This window comes from Gymnodinialimonas sp. 57CJ19, from assembly GCF_038396845.1.
Classification (GTDB): Bacteria; Pseudomonadota; Alphaproteobacteria; order Rhodobacterales; family Rhodobacteraceae; genus Gymnodinialimonas.
The window spans coordinates 861,506-880,962 of sequence record NZ_CP151587.1; the positions used below are offsets into that span (position 1 = coordinate 861,506).

At 60.9% G+C, this 19,457-nt stretch carries 19 protein-coding genes, 2 tRNA genes and 1 riboswitch; of the genes, 12 read left to right on the plus strand and 9 right to left on the minus strand.

Annotation, left to right across the window (positions count from 1 at the left end; all coding sequences use genetic code 11):
• Positions 1-165: 165 nt before the first annotated feature.
• Both AADW23_RS04205 and AADW23_RS04210 read right to left on the minus strand, forming a co-directional pair.
• Positions 166-1,023: a hypothetical protein gene (locus AADW23_RS04205; protein WP_341863280.1), complete on the minus strand. Its 858-nt coding sequence runs from the start codon at positions 1,021-1,023 to the stop codon at positions 166-168.
• A 155-nt stretch (positions 1,024-1,178) separates the two neighbouring features.
• Positions 1,179-1,255: transfer RNA gene (locus AADW23_RS04210), tRNA-Arg, on the minus strand.
• A 142-nt stretch (positions 1,256-1,397) separates the two neighbouring features.
• Between AADW23_RS04210 and AADW23_RS04215 the strand changes: the two genes are divergently transcribed.
• Entirely contained in the window at positions 1,398-2,384 is a 987-nt protein-coding gene (locus AADW23_RS04215; protein ID WP_341864270.1) for a LacI family DNA-binding transcriptional regulator, read from the plus strand.
• On the opposite strand, the gene AADW23_RS04220 is transcribed toward AADW23_RS04215, so the two are convergent.
• The 3 genes from AADW23_RS04220 to AADW23_RS04230 all read right to left on the minus strand — a co-directional run bounded on the left by AADW23_RS04220 (position 2,381) and on the right by AADW23_RS04230 (position 5,159).
• Positions 2,381-2,953 carry a YdeI/OmpD-associated family protein gene (locus AADW23_RS04220; protein ID WP_341863281.1) on the minus strand — a complete coding sequence of 191 codons (573 nt, stop codon included), beginning with the start codon at positions 2,951-2,953 and terminating at the stop codon, positions 2,381-2,383. The genes AADW23_RS04215 and AADW23_RS04220 overlap by 4 nt on opposite strands.
• Positions 2,954-3,269: 316 nt before the next feature.
• Entirely contained in the window at positions 3,270-4,682 is a 1,413-nt protein-coding gene (locus AADW23_RS04225; protein ID WP_341863282.1) for an L-serine ammonia-lyase, read from the minus strand.
• Positions 4,683-4,814: 132 nt separating this feature from the next.
• Positions 4,815-5,159, minus strand: a complete 345-nt coding sequence (locus tag AADW23_RS04230; RefSeq protein ID WP_341863283.1) for a MerR family transcriptional regulator — start codon at positions 5,157-5,159, stop codon at positions 4,815-4,817.
• A 108-nt stretch (positions 5,160-5,267) separates the two neighbouring features.
• On the opposite strand from AADW23_RS04230, the gene AADW23_RS04235 reads away from it, so the two are divergent.
• Positions 5,268-6,347 (plus strand): FAD-dependent oxidoreductase, encoded by a 1,080-nt coding sequence (locus AADW23_RS04235; RefSeq protein ID WP_341863284.1) that lies wholly within the window; start codon positions 5,268-5,270, stop codon positions 6,345-6,347.
• Between the two features lie 365 nt (positions 6,348-6,712).
• On the opposite strand, the gene AADW23_RS04240 is transcribed toward AADW23_RS04235, so the two are convergent.
• A tRNA-Lys gene (locus tag AADW23_RS04240) sits at positions 6,713-6,788 on the minus strand.
• Positions 6,789-6,885: 97 nt separating this feature from the next.
• On the opposite strand from AADW23_RS04240, the gene dapF reads away from it, so the two are divergent.
• The 9 genes from dapF to AADW23_RS04285 all read left to right on the plus strand — a co-directional run bounded on the left by dapF (position 6,886) and on the right by AADW23_RS04285 (position 14,651).
• Positions 6,886-7,725: a diaminopimelate epimerase gene (gene dapF / locus AADW23_RS04245; protein ID WP_341863285.1), complete on the plus strand. Its 840-nt coding sequence runs from the start codon at positions 6,886-6,888 to the stop codon at positions 7,723-7,725.
• The gene (gene mtaB, locus AADW23_RS04250) at positions 7,722-8,996 is read left to right on the plus strand and encodes a tRNA (N(6)-L-threonylcarbamoyladenosine(37)-C(2))-methylthiotransferase MtaB (protein ID WP_341863286.1); all 1,275 of its coding nucleotides are present in this window, start codon (positions 7,722-7,724) and stop codon (positions 8,994-8,996) included. The genes dapF and mtaB overlap by 4 nt, the downstream gene beginning before the upstream one ends.
• A gap of 298 nt (positions 8,997-9,294) precedes the next feature.
• On the plus strand, positions 9,295-9,948 hold the full coding sequence (locus AADW23_RS04255) for an FMN-binding negative transcriptional regulator (RefSeq protein ID WP_341863287.1): 654 nt from the start codon (positions 9,295-9,297) through the stop codon (positions 9,946-9,948).
• Positions 9,949-9,977: 29 nt separating this feature from the next.
• Positions 9,978-10,259, plus strand: coding sequence for a hypothetical protein (locus AADW23_RS04260; RefSeq protein ID WP_341863288.1), 282 nt, complete (start codon positions 9,978-9,980; stop codon positions 10,257-10,259).
• Positions 10,259-10,858 (plus strand): glutathione S-transferase, encoded by a 600-nt coding sequence (locus AADW23_RS04265; RefSeq protein ID WP_341864271.1) that lies wholly within the window; start codon positions 10,259-10,261, stop codon positions 10,856-10,858. The genes AADW23_RS04260 and AADW23_RS04265 overlap by 1 nt, the downstream gene beginning before the upstream one ends.
• Positions 10,855-11,271 (plus strand): GNAT family N-acetyltransferase, encoded by a 417-nt coding sequence (locus AADW23_RS04270; RefSeq protein WP_341863289.1) that lies wholly within the window; start codon positions 10,855-10,857, stop codon positions 11,269-11,271. Before AADW23_RS04265 ends, AADW23_RS04270 begins: the two co-directional genes overlap by 4 nt.
• 628 nt (positions 11,272-11,899) lie before the next feature.
• The gene (gene petA, locus AADW23_RS04275) at positions 11,900-12,475 is read left to right on the plus strand and encodes a ubiquinol-cytochrome c reductase iron-sulfur subunit (RefSeq protein ID WP_341863290.1); all 576 of its coding nucleotides are present in this window, start codon (positions 11,900-11,902) and stop codon (positions 12,473-12,475) included.
• 14 nt (positions 12,476-12,489) lie between these two features.
• On the plus strand, positions 12,490-13,839 hold the full coding sequence (locus AADW23_RS04280; protein ID WP_341863291.1) for a cytochrome b N-terminal domain-containing protein: 1,350 nt from the start codon (positions 12,490-12,492) through the stop codon (positions 13,837-13,839).
• A gap of 14 nt (positions 13,840-13,853) precedes the next feature.
• A complete protein-coding gene (locus tag AADW23_RS04285; RefSeq protein WP_341863292.1) occupies positions 13,854-14,651 on the plus strand; it encodes a cytochrome c1 in 798 nt (265 codons plus the stop codon).
• A gap of 111 nt (positions 14,652-14,762) precedes the next feature.
• On the opposite strand, the gene AADW23_RS04290 is transcribed toward AADW23_RS04285, so the two are convergent.
• Genes AADW23_RS04290 through thiB form a run of 3 tightly spaced genes read right to left on the minus strand, consistent with a single transcriptional unit; the run spans position 14,763 to position 17,975 of the window.
• Positions 14,763-15,452 carry an ATP-binding cassette domain-containing protein gene (locus AADW23_RS04290; protein WP_341863293.1) on the minus strand — a complete coding sequence of 230 codons (690 nt, stop codon included), beginning with the start codon at positions 15,450-15,452 and terminating at the stop codon, positions 14,763-14,765.
• Positions 15,439-17,004, minus strand: a complete 1,566-nt coding sequence (locus tag AADW23_RS04295; RefSeq protein ID WP_341863294.1) for a thiamine/thiamine pyrophosphate ABC transporter permease ThiP — start codon at positions 17,002-17,004, stop codon at positions 15,439-15,441. Before AADW23_RS04295 ends, AADW23_RS04290 begins: the two co-directional genes overlap by 14 nt.
• Complete coding sequence (gene thiB, locus AADW23_RS04300; protein WP_341863295.1) at positions 16,980-17,975, minus strand: thiamine ABC transporter substrate binding subunit; 996 nt, start codon at positions 17,973-17,975, stop codon at positions 16,980-16,982. The genes AADW23_RS04295 and thiB overlap by 25 nt, the downstream gene beginning before the upstream one ends.
• A 43-nt stretch (positions 17,976-18,018) precedes the next feature.
• A riboswitch (TPP riboswitch) is annotated at positions 18,019-18,151 on the minus strand.
• 70 nt (positions 18,152-18,221) lie between these two features.
• On the opposite strand from thiB, the gene aroC reads away from it, so the two are divergent.
• Positions 18,222-19,334: a chorismate synthase gene (gene aroC / locus AADW23_RS04305; protein ID WP_341863296.1), complete on the plus strand. Its 1,113-nt coding sequence runs from the start codon at positions 18,222-18,224 to the stop codon at positions 19,332-19,334.
• Positions 19,335-19,457 lie beyond the last annotated feature (123 nt).

The window sequence follows — 19,457 nt, forward strand, 5'->3', positions numbered from 1 at the left end:
CCGACGGGGTGCATCGAAAGATCACGCTCTCGGAAAGGCCCTCTTTGACGCCGCTTGCGCGCGTCTGGTTGGGGTTTGAAGGGGAGGCTTGCCGCCCCTCACAAGTCCCGCCGATGTAATCGGCGGGTAACCTTGCTCTCTGCTCTTTGTCGGGACCAGTTGCATTCATGATCGGAGCCCCGCCGCCTCGATTTCAGTAGGGCTGACCAGGTTTGCGGCCAGCAACGCGGTCACTTGGCCGGGTGTGATGTGGCGGCACAGTGGATGTTTGTCTGTGACCCAGTCGGCCAAACCTTTCAGCAATTCGGCCTCTTTGGCTTTGCCCGCTTCACGCGCCTCCTCAACCTCCTGAAGGTATTTCAACCAACGGCCAGAGCTGAACCAGTTGTCGGAGAAACATACCTTGGAGCGGGTGAAGCCTTCGCTTTCGGCTGCATAGGCCCGCACGGCGTCCTCGAGGTCTTTGGCATCCACTCCGTCCGCCAACGCTTGGCGGATTTGTGAGAGACAAACCGCTTTGCCGCGAATGCGATCCTCGGGATAGGCTGACAAAATCTTTTCAGAAACTTCATCCTCCACCGCCGCCTTCGCGTGCGAAGGATTTGGTTTTTGATATGGTTTATATCTGTTCTTATAGGATTTGCCCTCTGGGGCAGATGGCTTGCCCTCAGGGGCAAATGCATCATTTTCCCGTTCGGTCGTATCGATTTGCCCATTTGGGCAAATGGAGTTGCCCAAGGCATACCAACAGGTCCGGTCATAGCGATCATCGCTGAAATTGCCCTTGATGATCAGCTCTGCGCTGACCAGCTTTTCGAGCGCTGTGCGGATCTGCTTCTCGCTCAGATAGGGGAACAACTCACTAAAGGCCGAGATCGAATTGTAAGTCCAATACCGCCCATCACGAAGGTTCCGGCGATTGGCTTGGTTCTTCTCGATCCAGAAGGTGATGTTCTGAAAGATGACGGCCGCGTTCAGGCCAACACGTCCGGCGATTTTAGGATCAAAGCTATGGCGGCTCATGATTGACCCCTGAAATACGCACAAACGTGCAAATTTTGTACAGGTTTTGTACGAGAAATCGCCCGTTTCAGCCGATTTCGCCGCGAAAGCTCACGGGACTTTCTGCACGCTTCCGCGCAACGTCCTGTAAATAGGCCATATTTTTCAGGTGTTTTTGGCGACCCCGGCAGGATTCGAACCTGCAACCTGCCCCTTAGGAGGGGGCTGCTCTATCCAGTTGAGCCACGGGGCCAGAAGCGTTGTTTTCGGCGATTTAGCGCGATCCTGCAAGCGCTTGCGCAGGGGCGGGTCGGGGGCGTATCAAGAAATGGTAGCGCTCACGATTGAAGGACATTCCCTTGCGCGGACGGAATCCATTTGATGGCAAGCCGCAGATGACTCTGCGTGACGTGGCGGATGCCGCTTCGGTTAGTGAAATGACGGTCAGCCGGGTGTTGCGGAACCGCGGAGATGTGTCGGACAAGACGCGCGAGCGGGTGTTCGAGGCGGCGCGGACATTGGGCTATGTGCCCAACAAGATCGCGGGGGCCTTGGCGTCCAATCGGGTCAATCTGGTGGGCGTGGTGATCCCTTCGCTGTCCAACATGGTGTTTCCGGATGTGTTGCACGGCATCGGTGCCGCCTTGGAAGAAACAGAGCTGCAACCGGTGATCGGCTCATCGAAATACGATCAGCAGCAAGAGGAAAAAGTCATCTATGAGATGCTCAGCTGGCGGCCGTCGGGGCTGATCGTGGCGGGGTTGGAGCATACGGAAGCGGCCCGCGCGATGATGCGCAACGCGGGCGTTCCGGTGGTCGAGGTCATGGACGTGGACGGTGACCCTGTCGCGGCGGCCGTGGGGATCAGCCACGAGGCAGCGGGTCGTGCCATGGCAGCAGAAATCGTCGCGCGCGGCTACAAGAAGATCGGCTATCTGGGGTCCAGCTCCATCGCCGATGCCCGCGCGCAGAAACGCTATCGCGGGTTTGAGGCAGGGTTGAACGAGGCGGGCGTCAGCCTGACGGACAGCATTTTCTACGATGGGGCTTCGGGGTTTGGGACTGGGCGCAACATGACTCAGGCTTTGCTGGAACGGACGCCCGATTTAGATTTTCTATACTATAACACGGATATGAATGCCGCGGGTGGGCTGCTCTACTGCCTTGAAAAGGGGATGGATATTCCAAACCAGATCGGTTTGGCCGGGTTCAATTCCTTTGAAGTTTTGGACGGTTTGCCGATGCGCATCGCCACGATGGATAGCCAGCGCGAAGCGATTGGTCGCCGCGCCGCAGAGTTGATGGTCGCCAATGAGCTGACCGAAGAAGTCGTGCGACTAGAGCCAGAGTTCCTGCCCGGCGACACTGTGCGCAAAAGCTAAGGCGCCGCCAGTTCTGCGATGATCTTGGCCATGCGTCTTTGGCGTGTTTCCTCTTTCCGGGCCGAGGTGAGCGCTGCGTAGATCGCGAACTTTTTGGATCGGGTCAGCCTCTCGAAACGCTCCACCGCCAAGGGTTGCGCTGCTAGGGCCGCCAGAAAATCGGCGGAGAACTCCATGTCCGCAGACCCGGCATAAGCCTTTCCCCATTGCCCGCTGTCTTTGGCAGCTTGAACCTGCACCAACCCTTCGGGCCTCATGCGACCCTCGGCCATCAGCCGTTCGACATGTTTCACGTTGCGCTGGGACCAGCCGGATCGCGCCCGGCGTGGGGTGATCCGTTGCAGGTAGGAACCGGCATCAAAGGACCGCTTTTGGCCGTCGATCCAGCCCCAGATCAGGCAGGCCACTACGCAGTCGTCCCACGTGACCGACGCAACGTCAGAGCCCTTTTTGTAGATACGCACCCAAAGCACGGATTCCGTCGCGTGGTGAGCGGCAAGCCAACTTTCCAACTCGGCGGCGGTGGCGAAACTTTGGTGGGTCTCGCTTTCGCGTTTTAGGTCAGCCATTCGGTGTCCTCCCCCGATCTTCGGGGCGACTATAGCGCCCTCACCGCGAAGGGCGAGGGGTGCGGCCCCATTTGGAAAGCCGCCCCATGCTACAGGAGGCCACGCGGTTCAGGCCGGTGCCAAGCGCATTGCGATAAGGTCACGACCCAAGACAACGGCATTCGCCGCGCACGCCAAAGGGCGCATGGAAACGTCAGCACCGAACGTTGACGTCGTGTCCACCATCACCGGCATGGTAGCCTTCGAGATCAGAGGGCCAAACTCAAGGGGAAGTGAAAAAGCGCGCCTCACACTGGCGCCAATTGCGCGGCGCCTTTCAGCATTGCGGTAAGTTGACCGCCAACCCACCCATCGAGGTTTCTTTATACTTGGTGTTCATATCAAGGCCGGTTTGGCGCATCGCCTCGATGCAATTATCCAGCGGCATGTAATGGGTGCCGTCGCCGCGCAGGGCAAGGGACGCCGCCGATACCGCCTTGATCGCGCCTAGGCCGTTGCGCTCGATGCAGGGCACTTGCACAAGGCCCGCCACGGGGTCACAGGTCATGCCCATGTGATGTTCCAAGGCAATCTCTGCGGCGTTCTCGATCTGTGCGTTGCTGCCGCCAAGGGCGGCACACAGCCCCGCCGCCGCCATGGCCGAGGCACTGCCCACTTCGCCTTGGCAGCCGACCTCTGCACCGGAAATACTGGCGTTGTGCTTGATCAGCCCGCCGATCGCGGCGGCAGTCATCATGAAGTCGCGCAGGCCGTCTTCCGTCGCGCCGATGCAATGGTCGCGATAATAGCGCAGCACCGCCGGAACAACGCCCGCCGCCCCATTGGTGGGCGAGGTGACTACACGCCCCCCCGCGGCGTTTTCCTCGTTCACGGCCATGGCGTAGACGGACAGCCAATCGTTCGCCACGTGAGGTTGCGCCTGATTGGTGCCCGCTTCGGCCTGCAACTGCGTGTGGATGTGTTTCGCGCGGCGCTTAACGGCCAGCCCGCCGGGCAGCTCCCCCTCCATCCGCAGGCCTCGGTCGATGCAATCGTTCATCGCGGCCCAAATCGTGTCGAGCCGCTGGCGGACGTCGGCTCGGGGGGAGAGGGCGGATTCATTCTCCCACTTCATCTGGGCGATGGTCTTGCCAGATTTTTTGCCCATCTCCAGCATCTCGGCGGCTGACCCGAAGGGATGCGGAAAGCCTGCGTCGGCTTTTTCGGCGTGAAGCGCGTCGGGGCCATCGTTCTGGGCGTTCAACTCTTTGGCCGTGACCACAAATCCGCCGCCGACAGAATAGTAGGTCTCCTCCAGATAGAGGTGCCCATTGGTGTCGAACGCGCGCAGCACCATCCCGTTGGCGTGGCCGGGCAAGTTGGTGTCGTAGTCAAAGATCAGGTCGGTGTCGGGTGCGAATTTCAGCGGCGGCAACCCATCGGGGGCCACCGTGCCCGAGGCACGAATCTCAGCCTCCAGCGGTTCGGCTCGGTCAGGATCAAGGGTGGCAGGCTCAAACCCGGCAAACCCGAGAATCACCGCCCGATCCGTCGCGTGACCCTTGCCGGTAAAGGCGAGCGATCCATGCAAGGAGCATCCCAAACCGCCAAGCTCCCCCGCGCCGGGTTCTTTCTCGCGGCCCGAGCGCAGGTCATCCAAAAACCGCGCCGCCGCCGTCATAGGCCCCATCGTGTGCGAAGAAGATGGGCCGATGCCGACCTTGAAGATATCGAAGATACTCAGAAACATGGGCCCCAACTAACGTGATCCGCTCGATTTCAACGCGATAGCACCGACTTGCTATACGTTAATAACGACGCTGGAAAGGAACCTAAGGGGCAGCAGACGTTGCTGTAGCTACCCCTTGAGGCAATAGGTTCTTCATTCCGAGCCAGACAAAGTGTTCTCAAGAAACCCGATTACCTGCCCGATCTGGTCTGCCCGCTCTTTCAACTCTTCGATCTTGTGTTGGATGACGCCGCGCGCGACCTCACGATCGCAACTTTCTGCGGTGGCCTCCACAATGGAGCGCAGATCAGCAACTGACACGCCCGCATCTCGTGCGCCTGTGAAAAACTGCAACCAGACGAGGCAATCATCCCTGTAGTTGCGGTAGCTGTTTGTCTCACTGTCTTCGACGGTCGACGTGAGAAGACCGTTGCGTTCATAAAACCGGATGGTGTCCCGGCTAACGCCTGATTTCTGTGCAAGTTCGCCTATGCGCATCGCCAAACCTCAAACTATGGACAAAGGTCTATTGTTTTTATTCCTACACCCTCTATGTGCGATCAAAGGTGTGAAATTGCAATCTCTTGAGGACTGAGGACAACGTTCATGACAAAACGCATCATTATCGTCGGTGGGGGCTATGTTGGCGTGCAACTGGCCAAGGCGCTAGATGGCAAGGCAGATGTGACGCTGATTGAGCCTCGCAGCCACTTTGTCCACGCCCCTGCAATGATCCGGGCAGTTGTTGATCCACAGGTTCTGGAGCAGGGATTGGTCCCCTATGATAAATTGCTCAAGAACGGTGAAATGCTTCGGGCACGTGCCAAAAGCATCCATGCCGCAGGTGTCACGCTTGAAGACGGGACCGACGTGCCCGGGGATTACATCGTCGTCGCGACAGGATCTAGCAATGCGATGCCGTTCAAGCCTGTAGGTGATGACATTGACGCTTTTCGCGCGGAAAACGCGCGTATCCATGGGATGCTGGAAACCGCGCAAAGTGTAGCCATCGTTGGCGCGGGTGCTGTCGGGACAGAATTGGCCGGCGAAATCGCGCATTTCATGCCAGATAAGAAGGTCACGCTGATTTCCTCAGAACCGTCGCTATTTCCGACCATGCCATCAAAACTTGGGGCTGCCCCGAATGGTAAACTCAAGGAAGCTGGCGTGACGACGATTTTCGGTGCGCGGGCCGAAAACCTTGAGAGTATGACAGAGCCTTATGCTGGGGCACTTCAACTTAGCAACGGTGACAGTATTGTTGCCGATTTGATCTTCCCTGCGATTGGGTCTCGCGCCTCGTCAGCCGTTTTTGAGACTCTGCCTGGCAGCACAAAAGGTGCCGCGAATAGGGTCAAGACTGACCCGTGGTTACGTCCTTCCGACCTGCCCAATGTCTTTGCCGCTGGTGATGTTGTTGAGGCAGGAGATGCGATGACAATCGTTGCCGTCAGCCGCCAAGCACCTTGGTTGGAGAAGATGCTGACATCGCTGATCAAAGGTAAGAAGGTCGAGGAAGTGGCCAAGTACAAGCCGTGGAGCAAAGCGCCTTTCCTGGTCCCCCTGGGGCCGCAAAAAGGGAATTCCTATCTCGTAATGTTCACCGCCGGAGACACGATTACACGCCTCATGAAGGGCAAGGACCTGTTTGTGTCCAAGTATCGAAAGATGCTGAACCAGACGTGACGCGACCCGCGCCCAAGAACAGGTATTTGCCCGCGAGACCAATCAGAGGCAGTGGCGTTAACCTCAAAACTCGGTGCAGACATTCGATGCCTTGCGGGAGATCGGCGGAATGGTCCCCCCCAGGGTTGCCTCATGGTGCCCCGGATGATGGTGGGCCGACATCCCGCGCGAACGACGCGCCGAGTGGAGTGAGGGTAGGTGCGGCCTGCCCACCTGCTGCCATCGAATCACGAGAAACGCTTGTCTGTTGCGGCCTCACCACGCTCTAAATACGCGTGCTGCTGCTTCCGCCATGCTTCCAGAATTGGGAGCTCGCCCAACTCGCAGCACGCCTCGTGCTTAACTGGCTGATAAGTAAGGGAAAATGGTGAGCCCTGCAGGATTCGAACCTGCGACAAATTGATTAAAAGTCAACTGCTCTACCAACTGAGCTAAGGGCCCGCTCAAGTCGCGCTTACTAGGGTCGTCTCTAGGGCGCGTCAAGCGAAAATCCCCGTGGGGTCTTTGAACTGTCGCCGGGTTCTCGTATATGCGGCGAATGCCTGATCCTGTTTCCCCTTCCGGTCTGACGTTTTTAAAGATGCACGGCCTTGGCAATGACTTCGTGGTCATTGATGCCCGCGACGGTGGCCGCGTGGTGACGCCTGCGCTGGCGCGGGGCTTGGGGGATCGACACCGCGGTGTCGGGTTCGATCAATTGGCGGTGGTTGAAGCGGGCGATGACAGTGACCTGCGGCTGACGTTCTGGAACGCCGATGGCTCTGTTGCCGGTGCTTGCGGCAACGCAACCCGCTGTGTTGCCCGGCGCGAGATGGAGTTGACGGGCCGCGACCACATCACCCTACGGACCGAGCGGGGGCTGCTGGAGGCGGTTGACGCGGGCGACGGGCTGACCTCGGTCAACATGGGCGCGCCGCTTCTGGAATGGCAGGACGTGCCGCTGGCCCACGAATGCGATACGTTGAGCTTGCCGATTGACGGCACGCCGGTGGCGACGGGCATGGGCAATCCCCATTGCACCTTCTTCGTGGAAGATGCCGACGCCGTCGACCTGGAAGCCCTTGGCGCGCGCTTTGAACATGATCCGCTTTTCCCCCAGCGCACCAACGTCCAGTTTGCCCATGTGATCGGGCCGGATCATCTGCGGATGCGGGTGTGGGAACGGGGCGTTGGGGTTACCCTAGCCTCGGGTTCTTCGTCTTGTGCCGTGGCCGTGGCCGCCGTGCGCCGGGGGCTGACCGGGCGCCGCGTGCGCCTGACGCTGGACGGCGGAGAGATTGCAATTGATTGGCGCGAGGATGGCGTCTGGATGACAGGCCCCACGGCCCATGTCTTCACTGCGACGCTGACGCCCGCCTTCCTTGATGCGCTGACATGAGCTTGCCCAACCATAAGCCGCCCGTGTTTCACACGCTGGGCTGTCGCCTGAACGCCTACGAGACCGAGGCGATGCGCGAAATGACCGATGCCGCTGGTTTGCAGAACGCCGTGGTGGTCAACACCTGCGCCGTCACGGCCGAGGCTGTGCGCAAGGCCCGCCAAGAGATCCGGAAGCTGAAGCGCGACAACCCCGATGCCAAGCTGATCGTCACCGGCTGCGCCGCCCAGACCGAACCCGCCACGTTTGAGGCGATGGGAGAGGTGGACCTTGTCCTGGGCAATACCGAGAAGATGAACCCCGAAACCTGGACCGGCATGGCCGCTGATTTCATTGGCGACACCGAAAAGGTGCGCGTCAACGACATCATGTCGGTGACCGAGACGGCCGAGCATTTGATCGACGGGTTCGGCACCCGCTCCCGCGCCTATGTGCAGGTGCAAAACGGCTGTGACCACCGCTGCACCTTCTGCATTATTCCTTACGGTCGCGGGAACTCTCGTTCGGTTCCGGCGGGCGTCGTGGTGGATCAGATCAAACGTCTCGTGGATCGTGGCTTTAACGAGGTGGTGCTGACCGGGGTTGATATGACCTCTTGGGGGGCGGACCTGCCGGGGGAGCCGAAGCTGGGCGATCTGGTGATGCGTATCCTGAAGCTGGTGCCGGACCTGCCGCGCCTGCGGATCAGCTCGATTGATAGTATCGAGGTGGACGAAAACCTGATGCAGGCCATCGCGACAGAGCCGCGCTTGATGCCGCATCTACATTTGTCGTTGCAGCACGGTGATGATCTGATCTTGAAGCGCATGAAGCGCCGCCACCTGCGCGACGATGCAATTGCCTTCTGCCAGGAGGCCCGCCGCCTGCGCCCCGACATCACCTTTGGCGCCGATATTATCGCGGGCTTCCCGACCGAGACCGACGCCCATTTCGCCAATTCCCTGAAGCTGGTGGAAGAATGTGACCTGACGTGGCTCCACGTTTTCCCCTATTCGCCCCGCGAAGGCACGCCCGCCGCCCGAATGCCCGCTGTCGATGGGCCCACGATCAAGGCGCGGGCCAAGCGGTTGCGCGACGCCGGTGAAGCCGCCGTCACGGCGCATCTCAACAAACAGGTCGGGCAGGTTCATCGGATCTTGATGGAGAATCCCCGCATGGGCCGGACCGAGCAATTTACCGAAGTACGTTTTGCCAGCGATCAGCCGGAGGGCCAGATCGTGACCGCGAAAATTGCGGGTATCGACGGGAACAGCCTGCGGGCCCAAGGGTGATTCCTTGCGCCAAGGGGCGGTTTCAGCGAGACGTGATCATTCAAATTTGAGGTAAACAGACGGGCGGCAAAGCGCTCTTTGTTTACGCGAGGCTTACGACACTGTTGGCACCTGTCGAAACGGGTAGGTCAAATGAACAACAGTCTGCCCAAAAGCCCGACGACGCGGCAACGGAGCAGGTGCGCCGCGGTCTTTTTTGTCAGAGATCAACCGCTTGGCGTATTCGTTAACTTTTGTAACGTTAAGCTGACGGCGTGCCCGCTTCTGGTAACGCGCGCTCTTTAACTGGGATCTATCCATGCATCCGAATCCGGCTTTTCGCCAAGAACCTACTTTCACTAACGTCGGCCTGTGCCGGAAGCGGGGTTTTGGGACGCTTTGCCTCAATGGCGACCCCGCCCCAATGATTGCCCATGTGCCGTTTTTTCTGAACGACATCGGCGACACGGCCGAGCTTCACCTGGTGCGTTCCAACCCGATTGCGCGGGCGGTGAAGGACGCGACCCCTGCGGTGATCGCCGTGAATGGCCCCGATAGCTATGTCTCACCTGATTGGTACAGCATCCCCAATCAGGTGCCGACGTGGAACTACGTAGCTGTCCACATGCGCGGCTTGTTGCACCCGATGGCTCCTGAAGAAACCCGTGCCCACATTGACAGGATTTCCGGCCATTTTGAGGACCGCTTGGCCCCGAAAAAGCCGTGGACCACGGCGAAGATGCAGGCAGACCTGTTGGAGAAGTTGCAGCGGCAAATCATCTCTTTCCGGTTTGAGGTTCAAGAGGTGGAGGGGACCTGGAAGCTCAACCAGAACAAACCCGACATGGCCCGGCAAGATGCAGCAGGCGCGATCAAGCACTCTCCGATCGGGCATGAGGTTGAAACGCTCAGTGCGCTGATGACCGGTGGTGTTCCGTCGATTGATAAGGACGCGCCGCTAACCTACATCTAGGACATCACTCTTTGAAGGAGATGACCTGGATGGCTTTGAACATTCCACCAATGGCGTTCATCGCGCTACGGTATGGGGCTTTTGCCGTTGCGGGCTTTGCTGCCGCGCGTTTCGCGCCCCGTGGGCGTTTGTCGCCCGCGGTGGAGGCTGAAATGAACGCCGCCCCGGAAGGCGTGCAGCTGTGCAAGGCGCCGGGGCAATTGGCGGGGGCCGCGAAAATCACAAGATCATTGCGGGCAGGGCGGTTCGGTCCGCGCTTCCGTGTTGAAGGAGCGGCGCTTGCGCGCCTGAGAATAAGGCGACTGATATGATTGAACTTCTGGGCTCTGATGCCTCTCCGTTCGTGCGCAAGGCGCGGGTTTTGGTGGCAGAGGCGGGCATTATCGATGTGCCTTACGTGCAGGTGACGGCCACGCCCATGGGCGGCGAAGACCGCCTGAACTCGGCCAATCCTCTGGGCAAAATTCCGGCGTTGGCGCGTGAAGATGGCCCCACGATCTATGACAGCAACGTCGTGTGCCGTTTTCTGGATGATCGTGCGCAAGCGGGCTTCTACCCGGCGGGTCGCCTTTGGGAATGTCTGACGCTGGAGGCGACGGGTGATGGCATCATGGAGGCCGCCGTCGGCATCGTCTATGAAAAGCGCCTGCGCCCGGAAGAGCTGTGGTGGAACGATTGGTTCGACGCTCAATGGGTGAAGGTCACCCGGTCCCTTGATGCGTTGGAACGGCAATGGATGAGCCATCTGTATGGTCCTGTTGATATGGGCCAGATCAGCGTCGCCTGTGCGCTTGGTTATCTGGACCTGCGCCACAAGGACCGCGATTGGCGGGCCGGGCGCGATGCTTTGGCGACGTGGTACGCCAAGTTTGCCGAGCGTCCCTCGATGGTGGGCACCGCGCCGGAATGAAGATCGCTCTCGCGGACACGGACGCTGCGCGGCAGGCATGTTTCGACATTCGCCGCGCGGTGTTCATCGAAGAACAGCAAATCCCCGAGGCCGAGGAATGGGACGCCGATGATGCCACCTGTCTGCATTATCTGGCCGGGGATGGCGCAGGCACGGCGCGGGTGATCCCGCGGGGCGACACTGCCAAGATCGGTCGCGTTGCGGTGATGAAAGCCCATCGCGGCACGGGCCTTGGGGCGCGGATCATGCAGACGTTGATGGAAGACGCAAAGGCGCGGGGCTTCACCGCCGCCGAACTCGAATCGCAAGTCTACGCGATTGCGTTTTATGAGCGGTTGGGCTTCGTCGCCGAGGGGCCAGATTATGACGACGGCTCTGGCATCCTGCACCGCTTGATGCGTGCAAAGCTGTAGCAGGGCGGGGGCGCGGCTCAACATTCCGGGCATCGGCAACGGGCGGGCGGGCCATCTGCAACAATCGGACCGCATGCCCCCGATGTTCTGCGCGATTGCGGGCGCCGCGCTTGTTCTGCGGCTCTATGGCACAGCCAAGGCACCCCATTTGGGCGATGACCCACGGCAAGAGGCCGCGCGACCCCTCCCCAAGATCGCGGAGACACGGCGGATTCTCGAAACGAGGATCTTTTTCGAGAGCCCGTCGCGCCCCTCAAGACGTAGCAAACCGACCGTTGCGCCGTTGAAATGATCCCGTTTTTTCGGAGATTTGGGGGAAGGCGGCACTGGGGGTTTCTGGCGGCGCAAGACTTTGGAAGCCATCGACAGCCACCACATTGCGTTGCTCGAGGATCAGGCCCTCGCACCGGTGTCATTTCCAGACAATTCCAGAGGAATCGCCGTCAGGGGGGCGATCAGGGCGAAAATTTGCACATTTCGGCCCCCGTGTGCGCGTTTGTCCGCTGGACGCGTAAACCGTCAAACAGTAACAGCAACAGCAGCTTGGGGGCGGAGGGATTCCGTCGCCGCAACTAGACGTTTCCAGGTCTGAAGACGTTTGGACCCAGAGAGAAAGGACGCAGAGCTCGTGTCAGATACACAGGATCCGTCCGGCGACCGCCGGGATTTTCTGTACTACGCCACCGCTGGTACTGGTGTTGTTGTTACAGGTGCGGCCGCTTGGCCGCTGGTAAACTCCATGAACCCCTCCGCCGATGTGCAGGCTGCCAGCCAGCTGCGCGTTGACGTGTCGGGGGTAGAGCCGGGCACTCAGCTGACCGTGCTGTTTCTTGGTAAGCCGATTTTCATCCGTCGCCGCACGGAAGAAGAAATTGAAGCTGGCCGCGCCGTAGAGATGAGCGAGCTTGTCGATACCGACGCCCGCAACGCCAACGCCGCCGGTGAAGACGCCGCAGATATCAACCGTACGCTGGTCACGCCCGATGGCGAGAACACCGGTGAATGGCTGGTGATGCAGGGCGTGTGTACGCACCTTGGCTGCGTGCCAATCGGTGACGGCGCTGGCGACTTCGGCGGGTGGTTCTGCCCCTGCCACGGGTCGCACTACGACACCGCCGGCCGTATCCGTCGTGGGCCTGCGCCTGAAAACCTGCCGGTTCCGCCAGCAGAGTTCCTCGACGATTCCACAATTTTGCTCGGTTAAGGGAGGATTGAACCATGGGTGGTATTCCCCACGACCATTACGAACCAAAGTCTCGGCCAGAGAAGTGGCTTCACCGCCGCTTGCCCGTCGTTGCTTTGATGTACGACACATTGATGATCCCGACGCCGAAAAACCTCAACTGGATGTGGATTTTCGGCATCGTGCTGGTGTTCTGTCTGGTGATGCAGATCCTGACTGGTGTGCTGCTGGTCATGCACTACACGCCCCACGTTGATCTGGCGTTCGCGTCGGTTGAACACATCATGCGCAACGTGAACGGCGGGTGGGCCATTCGCTACATCCACATGAACGGTGCATCGCTGTTCTTCGTGGCGGTTTACCTGCACATCTTCCGCGGCCTCTACTACGGTTCTTACAAGGCCCCGCGTGAGGTTACATGGATCATCGGCATGCTGATCTACGTGCTGATGATGGGCACCGCGTTCATGGGCTACGTTCTTCCTTGGGGGCAGATGTCCTTCTGGGGCGCGACCGTGATTACCGGCCTCTTCGGCGCTATCCCGTTCATCGGTGAAGGCATTCAGACCTGGCTTCTGGGCGGGCCCGCCGTGGACAACGCCACGCTGAACCGCTTCTTGTCGCTGCACTATCTGCTGCCGTTCCTGATCCTGGGCCTTGTGATCGTCCACGTCTGGGCCTTCCACACCACGGGCAACAACAACCCCACCGGTGTTGAAGTGCGTCGCACCTCGAAGAAAGAGGCCGAAGCGGACACGCTGCCGTTCTGGCCCTACTTCGTCATCAAGGATCTGTTCGCGCTTGCCGTGATCCTGGTAATCTTCTTTGCGGTCGTGGGTTTCATGCCAAACTATCTGGGCCACCCCGATAACTACATCGAGGCGAACCCGCTGGTGACCCCTGCACACATCGTTCCTGAATGGTACTTCCTGCCGTTCTACGCGATCCTGCGGGCGTTTGACGGCGAAGTCTGGGTCGTGATCGCGGCGAACTTCCTGACCGGCGGTATCGTCGATGCGAAGTTCTTCGGCGTGATCGCCATGTTCGGGGCGATCCTTGTGATGGCTCTGGCACCTTGGCTGGATACGTCCTCTGTTCGGTCGGGCCGCTATCGCCCGATGTTCAAGTGGTGGTTCTGGGTCTTTGCCTTCAACTTCATGGTTCTGATGTGGGTGGGCGCACGCCCGGCCGAGGGGATCTATCCCTACATCGCCCTGATCGCGTCGGCCTATTGGTTCGCATACTTCCTCGTCATCCTGCCCCTGCTTGGCGTGATCGAGAAGCCGCTGCCACAGCCCGAGACGATCGAGGATGACTTCAACGAGCACTATGGCAAAGGCCATGGCGCATCCGGTTCGACCTCCGCGTCGACCCCGGCTGAATGAGAGAGGATCTGACAATGCTCAGGAAACTTACAATCAGCGCCATCGCGGCTCTGTCCCTCTCCACCGGCGGCGCAATGGCGGCAGGTGGCGGTGGTCACGTTGAAAACTATGCGTTCTCGTTTGAAGGGCCCTTCGGCACCTTCGATCAGGACCAGCTTCAGCGCGGCCTTCAGGTCTACACGCAGGTTTGCGCGGGCTGCCACGGTCTCCAGTATATCCCTCTGCGGACGCTGGCAGATCACGGCGGCATCGGTTGGACCGAAGACGAAGTGCGTGCCTACATTGATGAAAACTTCATCGAGGTCTTCGACGACGATTTGCAGGACTGGCGTGCGGCAACCCCGAACGACAACTTCCCGGCAAATGACGGCGTTGGCGCCCCTGACCTGAGCCTGATGGCGAAGGCACGGGCTGGTTTCCATGGCCCCTACGGCCTTGGCATCAACCAGTTCATCTACGGCATCGGCGGTCCTGAATACATCGCGTCGCTTCTGACCCACTACACCGGCGAAGAGCAGGAGCAGTTCGGCAGCATTCTTTATGAGAATGAGACGTTCGAGGGCGGCTACATCTCCATGGCGCCCCCGCTTTATGAGGATGCAGTGGAATATGCCGATGGCACCCCTGCAACGGTCGAGCAGATGGCAGAAGATGTGGCGGCGTTCCTGATGTGGACGGCGGAACCTCACCTGATGGCCCGTAAACAATTGGGCTTGGTGGCGTTCATCATTCTCGGCCTGTTCTCGGTCCTGCTGTACCTGACCAACAAGCGCCTCTGGGCACCGGTCAAGGCGCGGGCGAAAGCCAGCTAAGACGCCTCGCGTCGATGAAAGATTGCAGCGCGCCCTTCGGGGCGCGTTTTGGGTTTTGGGGAACCTGTCGGGCGGCCATGTGCCCGCCACCCGCTTGCCGCGCTACGCGCCCTACATCCAAGGATGCAGGGCCGGGGCCTTATCCGCGATCGCCTCGACCAGATCAGCGTTCAACGCCACTTCGCCCTCTTCCAGCAGCAGCACCCGGTCGCACAGGCGCTCCGCATCGCGCAAATCGTGTGTCGCCATCACCAGCGTTTGCCCGGTCTCGTCGCACAGGGTCCGCACCAGCCCCAACATCTCGCGCCGCAAGCCGGGGTCGAGGGCCGAAAACGGCTCATCCAGAAGCGCCACTGGCTTGTCGCGCAGAAGCATCCTCGCAAGGGCCACGCGGCTTTGTTGACCTCCGGACAATTCCGCAGGCATCCGCCCCGCCATCCCGTCCAGATCGACCTTCTTCAAGGCCCCCTCCACCCGCGCCTTGTCCGCCACGCTCAGGTTCAGGTTTGGGGCAATCCCAAGGGCGATGTTGTCGAAGGCGTTCAGATGCGGGAACAGATTGCCGTCCTGGAACAGGATCGACACGGGCCGATCCGCCACCGGCAACCTGGTCACGTCTTTGCCCCTCATCGTGACGCGCCCCTCATCGGGCCAAAGGAACCCCGACAATGTGAACAGCAGCGTGGACTTGCCGCTGCCCGACGCGCCCATCAAGGCGACCCGCGCCCCCTCGGGCACCGTAAGATGCGCCGATAGCGTGAAGCTGCCCTGCCGCACGCGGATGTTCTCAAGATGCAGCATTGGCGCGACCCCCTTGGTCAAATAGCCAGAACATGCCCAGGGACAGGGCCATCAACAGCACCGCCGCTCCCTGCGCGTCATTTGTGCGGTAGGACCCGAACAGGCGATACATCTCCAGCGGAAGCGTCTCCTGCCCTTGGGCCGAGAACAGGGCGATCACGCCCAGGTCCCCCATGGAGAACGCCGCCGCTAACCCCGCGCCAAAGCCCAAGGGGCGGCCCAGGCGGGGCAGGATCGCGTGGCGCAAGCGGGCCATGCCGCGCATCCCCAAAGCGTCGGCAAGGCGGCCCTGTGTGGCCTCGGCCTGTCTGGCGGCGGGGATCAGGGCCCGCAAAAGGAAAGGCAGCGCCACCAGCGCGTTCACAAGGCCCGTGATGGGCAGCGATAGCGTCACCGGGTTGGCGATGGGAAAGACGATCAGAAACAGGCCCGTTCCGATCACCAGGGGCGACACGGCGATGGACAGAAGGCCCACGCCCTCCAACCCCGCACGGGCGGCCTTGCCGGCGATCAACAGCGCGATGGGCAGGGCCAGCGTCACCGCCAGCGTGGTAGAGGCCAGTGCCAGCAGGACCGAGCGTAATGCCGCCTCCCACGTCGAGATTGGCAGGCCCGTGACCGCGCCGATGCCTTGCCCGGCGACAGCGGCCAGCGGCAACAGAAGGAACGCGCCCGCAAGGATCAGCGCGGCGCCGTCGATGCCGCGCGATAACGGCCTGTCGCCGGGCCATGACAACGCCGGACGATCCAGCCCGCCGCCGAATTCGGTGGCATTGGCGAAGCGCCACACAATCAACCCCGCGCCAACGCAGATGGCCACCTGGACCATCCCCAGAAGGGCCGCGCGGCCAAGATCGAAGTCGAACTGAAAGGCTTGGTAAATCGCCAACTCGATCGTGGTGGCGGCGGGGCCACCGCCAAGGATCAGGGCGACGGCGAAACTGGTGGTGCAGATCAGAAAAATCACCAAGGCCGCACCGGGTAGCGTGGCCCGTAACAGCGGCCAGCCGAAATGGCGGCGCATGTCCTGGGCGGTGAAGTTCAGCGAATGGGCCAGCCTGATCCGCTCTGCCGGGACCGCAAGCCACGCTTGCAGCAACAGCCGGGTTGCCAAAGGCAGGTTCAGGAACACATGGGCCATCACCACGCCCACCATCCCGTAAATTTCAATCGTGCCCGCGCCGATGCCCTCCAGCGCGGCATTCAGCCAACCGGCCCGCCCGAAGATCGCCAGAAGCCCCATGACGGCGACAATCACCGGCAGGATGAAAGGCGCCCCCATCAGCGAGATATACACGCCGCGCCCGTAGAATTTTCGCCGCGCCAAGGCCCGCGCCACGGGGATTGCCGCGATGCAGGACACGAACGCCGACAGGGCCGCTTGCAGCAACGTGAACCGCACGGCTGCCCAATCGGCTGCACGCAGGTCCGTAAATCCCTCGGCCCGGAAGATCACCGCGCCGAGGGGGGCAAGAATTGCCAGGGCCACCAGCAGGGTAAAAACCCCGCCGATGGTCTGGATCAGCGTTACTGGCTGAGCGCGTTTTGCCATGTGGCCAATGCCTCATCCCGCACGGCTGCCGCCTCTGCCGCAGGGTAGATCAGCGCCGTTTCGGGCTGCGCCAATGTCTCGAAGCCGTCTGGAAGGCTCTCGGCGGGCATGGCGGCGGGATACATCCAGTTGGTTTCCGGGATGATCGCCTGAAACGCGGGCGACACCATGAAATCAAGGAACTGTTGCGCCAGCTCTGGGTTGTCGGCGGTCTGCAACACGCCACCCACTTCGATCTGCATGTAGTGGCCTTCGCTGAAGGTGGCAGAGGCGTAGCTGTCGTCCTCTTCCGCGATCAGATGGTAGGCAGGAGATGTCGTGTAAGACAGCACCATGTCCGCTTCGCCATCAAGGAACAGGCCGTAGGCCTCAGACCAGCCGGGGGTTACGGTGACGACATTGTCAGCCAGCGCTTCCCAGATCGCGGGGGCGTCGTCGCCATAGGCGTTCTGGACCCACATCAACAGGCCAAGACCGGGGGTCGAGGACCGAGGATCCTGAATCACGACAGAGGTCTCGGAGGCAGCAAGCGCTTCGAAGCTGCCGGGCACGTTTTCCATGCTCGCGCGGTGGACGAAGGCGAAATAGCCCCAATCAAACGGCAGGAAGTGCGGGTCATCCCAAGCCACGGGCAGGGTCAGCCCTTCGGCGGTGATACCGTGCTCTGCCATCAGGCCCGCTTCAACCGCGGCGGCCGTCAGGTTGGTGTCCAGTCCAAGGACCACGTCCGCATCGGATCGTTCGCCCTCAAGGCGCAGACGCGCCAGCAGGGCCGCGCCGTCGCCAGTGGCGGTGAACTGCAAATCGCAGTTGCAGATTTCCTCAAACGCGACCTCCACACCGGGGCCGGGGCCCCAATCGGACGCGAAGCTGTCATAGGTGTAGACCGTCAAGACGGGCTCTTGCGCAAAGGCAGCCCCCGTCACAAGGGTCAGACCCGCAGCGATGATGGTGGTGTTGGTGAGAGTCATGGCTCACGCCTCCAAAGCTAGGGGCGAAGTGAAGTCCGGGCGCTCAAGCCGCGATAACCTTCCCTCCGCCGGTGTTAACCGGTTCAGGTTCAACGGGTCAGCTTTCGCAATCTCAGGCCAGCATTTCGTCAGATACTCAATATCATCCGATACACGGGCCCCCCCGAGGTGCCTACAGACCTAGGTTAAAGCGCGCGGGTCGGCAAGCGACTTGGCAAAAGCGCCTCGCGGGGCTAATCGGGGCCTATGAGCATGAATTCTTTCGGTCACCTTTTCCGCGTCACCACTTGGGGCGAAAGCCACGGTCCAGCCTTGGGGGCGACAGTCGATGGCTGCCCTCCGGGGATTGCTGTCGATGCTGCCGCCATTCAGCACTGGCTGGACCGCCGCAAACCGGGCCAGAACAAATACACCACCCAACGGCGCGAAGCCGATGAGGTAGAGATCCTGTCCGGCGTGTATGAGGGCCACACCACCGGCACGCCGATCCAGTTGATGATCCGCAACACCGACCAACGGTCGAAGGATTATGGCGACATCGCTGAAAAGTTCCGCCCCGGTCACGCCGACATTACCTATTGGCAGAAGTACGGCATCCGCGATCCCCGTGGCGGCGGCCGCTCCAGCGCGCGGGAAACCGCGGCGCGGGTGGCAGCGGGCGGCATCGCCCGTCTGGCGCTAGAGGCGCTGGCGCCTGACCTGCGGATGACCGGCTATATGGTCCAGATGGGCCCCCACGCCATTGACCGCGCCGCCCTCGATCTTGCTCAGGTCGAGCAGAACCCGTTCTGGGTGCCCGACGCCAAAGCCGCCGAAGAGTGGGCCGACTATCTGGATGGCCTGCGCAAATCCGGCGACAGCGTCGGCGCGGTGATCGAGGTTCGGGCCAGCGGTCTTCCTGCCGGGCTTGGCGCGCCGATCTATGCCAAGTTGGACACCGATCTTGCCGCCGCGATGATGTCGATCAACGCCGTGAAGGGCGTGGAGATCGGCGATGGCATGGCCGCCGCTGCCCTGACCGGGTCCGCCAATGCCGATGAGATTCACATGGGCGCCGATGGCCCCGAATATTCCAGCAACCACGCGGGCGGCATCCTTGGTGGTATTTCCACGGGCCAGGACGTGATCGTGCGGTTTGCGGTAAAGCCCACGTCCTCGATCCTCACGCCCCGTGCGACGATCACCAAGGCAGGAGAGCCTGCCGAGATCATCACCAAAGGCCGTCACGACCCCTGCGTGGGTATCCGCGCCGTGCCGGTCGGAGAGGCGATGATGGCCTGCGTCCTACTGGACCACATTATGCTTCAACGAGGGCAAATTGGTGGCAACGTGGGCGAGACCCGGGGCAAAATCGGGTAAGATTTCGTTAAGTTATATAGTGTTATTGATCCAATCCTTGGCTGTTTAGGGCTTTGGTGCCAACACCGGAACAATGTGGCAAAACCGTCCCGAATGGGCCATGTTTTTGCCACATTTGGCGAA

Bases quoted from the DNA above. Each gene is read 5' to 3' on its own strand.
- AADW23_RS04225 (WP_341863282.1), bottom strand. From the start codon at position 4,682: ATGTTTCTGAGTATCTTCGATATCTTCAAGGTCGGCATCGGCCCATCT.
- AADW23_RS04230 (WP_341863283.1), bottom strand. From the start codon at position 5,159: ATGCGCATAGGCGAACTTGCACAGAAATCAGGCGTTAGCCGGGACACC.
- AADW23_RS04235 (WP_341863284.1), top strand. From the start codon at position 5,268: ATGACAAAACGCATCATTATCGTCGGTGGGGGCTATGTTGGCGTGCAA.
- AADW23_RS04220 (WP_341863281.1), bottom strand. From the start codon at position 2,953: ATGGCTGACCTAAAACGCGAAAGCGAGACCCACCAAAGTTTCGCCACC.
- AADW23_RS04260 (WP_341863288.1), top strand. From the start codon at position 9,978: ATGGCTTTGAACATTCCACCAATGGCGTTCATCGCGCTACGGTATGGG.
- aroC (WP_341863296.1), top strand. From the start codon at position 18,222: ATGAGCATGAATTCTTTCGGTCACCTTTTCCGCGTCACCACTTGGGGC.
- AADW23_RS04285 (WP_341863292.1), top strand. From the start codon at position 13,854: ATGCTCAGGAAACTTACAATCAGCGCCATCGCGGCTCTGTCCCTCTCC.
- AADW23_RS04205 (WP_341863280.1), bottom strand. From the start codon at position 1,023: ATGAGCCGCCATAGCTTTGATCCTAAAATCGCCGGACGTGTTGGCCTG.
- dapF (WP_341863285.1), top strand. From the start codon at position 6,886: ATGCCTGATCCTGTTTCCCCTTCCGGTCTGACGTTTTTAAAGATGCAC.
- AADW23_RS04295 (WP_341863294.1), bottom strand. From the start codon at position 17,004: ATGGCAAAACGCGCTCAGCCAGTAACGCTGATCCAGACCATCGGCGGG.
- mtaB (WP_341863286.1), top strand. From the start codon at position 7,722: ATGAGCTTGCCCAACCATAAGCCGCCCGTGTTTCACACGCTGGGCTGT.
- AADW23_RS04290 (WP_341863293.1), bottom strand. From the start codon at position 15,452: ATGCTGCATCTTGAGAACATCCGCGTGCGGCAGGGCAGCTTCACGCTA.
- AADW23_RS04270 (WP_341863289.1), top strand. From the start codon at position 10,855: ATGAAGATCGCTCTCGCGGACACGGACGCTGCGCGGCAGGCATGTTTC.
- AADW23_RS04215 (WP_341864270.1), top strand. From the start codon at position 1,398: ATGACTCTGCGTGACGTGGCGGATGCCGCTTCGGTTAGTGAAATGACG.
- AADW23_RS04255 (WP_341863287.1), top strand. From the start codon at position 9,295: ATGCATCCGAATCCGGCTTTTCGCCAAGAACCTACTTTCACTAACGTC.
- AADW23_RS04280 (WP_341863291.1), top strand. From the start codon at position 12,490: ATGGGTGGTATTCCCCACGACCATTACGAACCAAAGTCTCGGCCAGAG.
- thiB (WP_341863295.1), bottom strand. From the start codon at position 17,975: ATGACTCTCACCAACACCACCATCATCGCTGCGGGTCTGACCCTTGTG.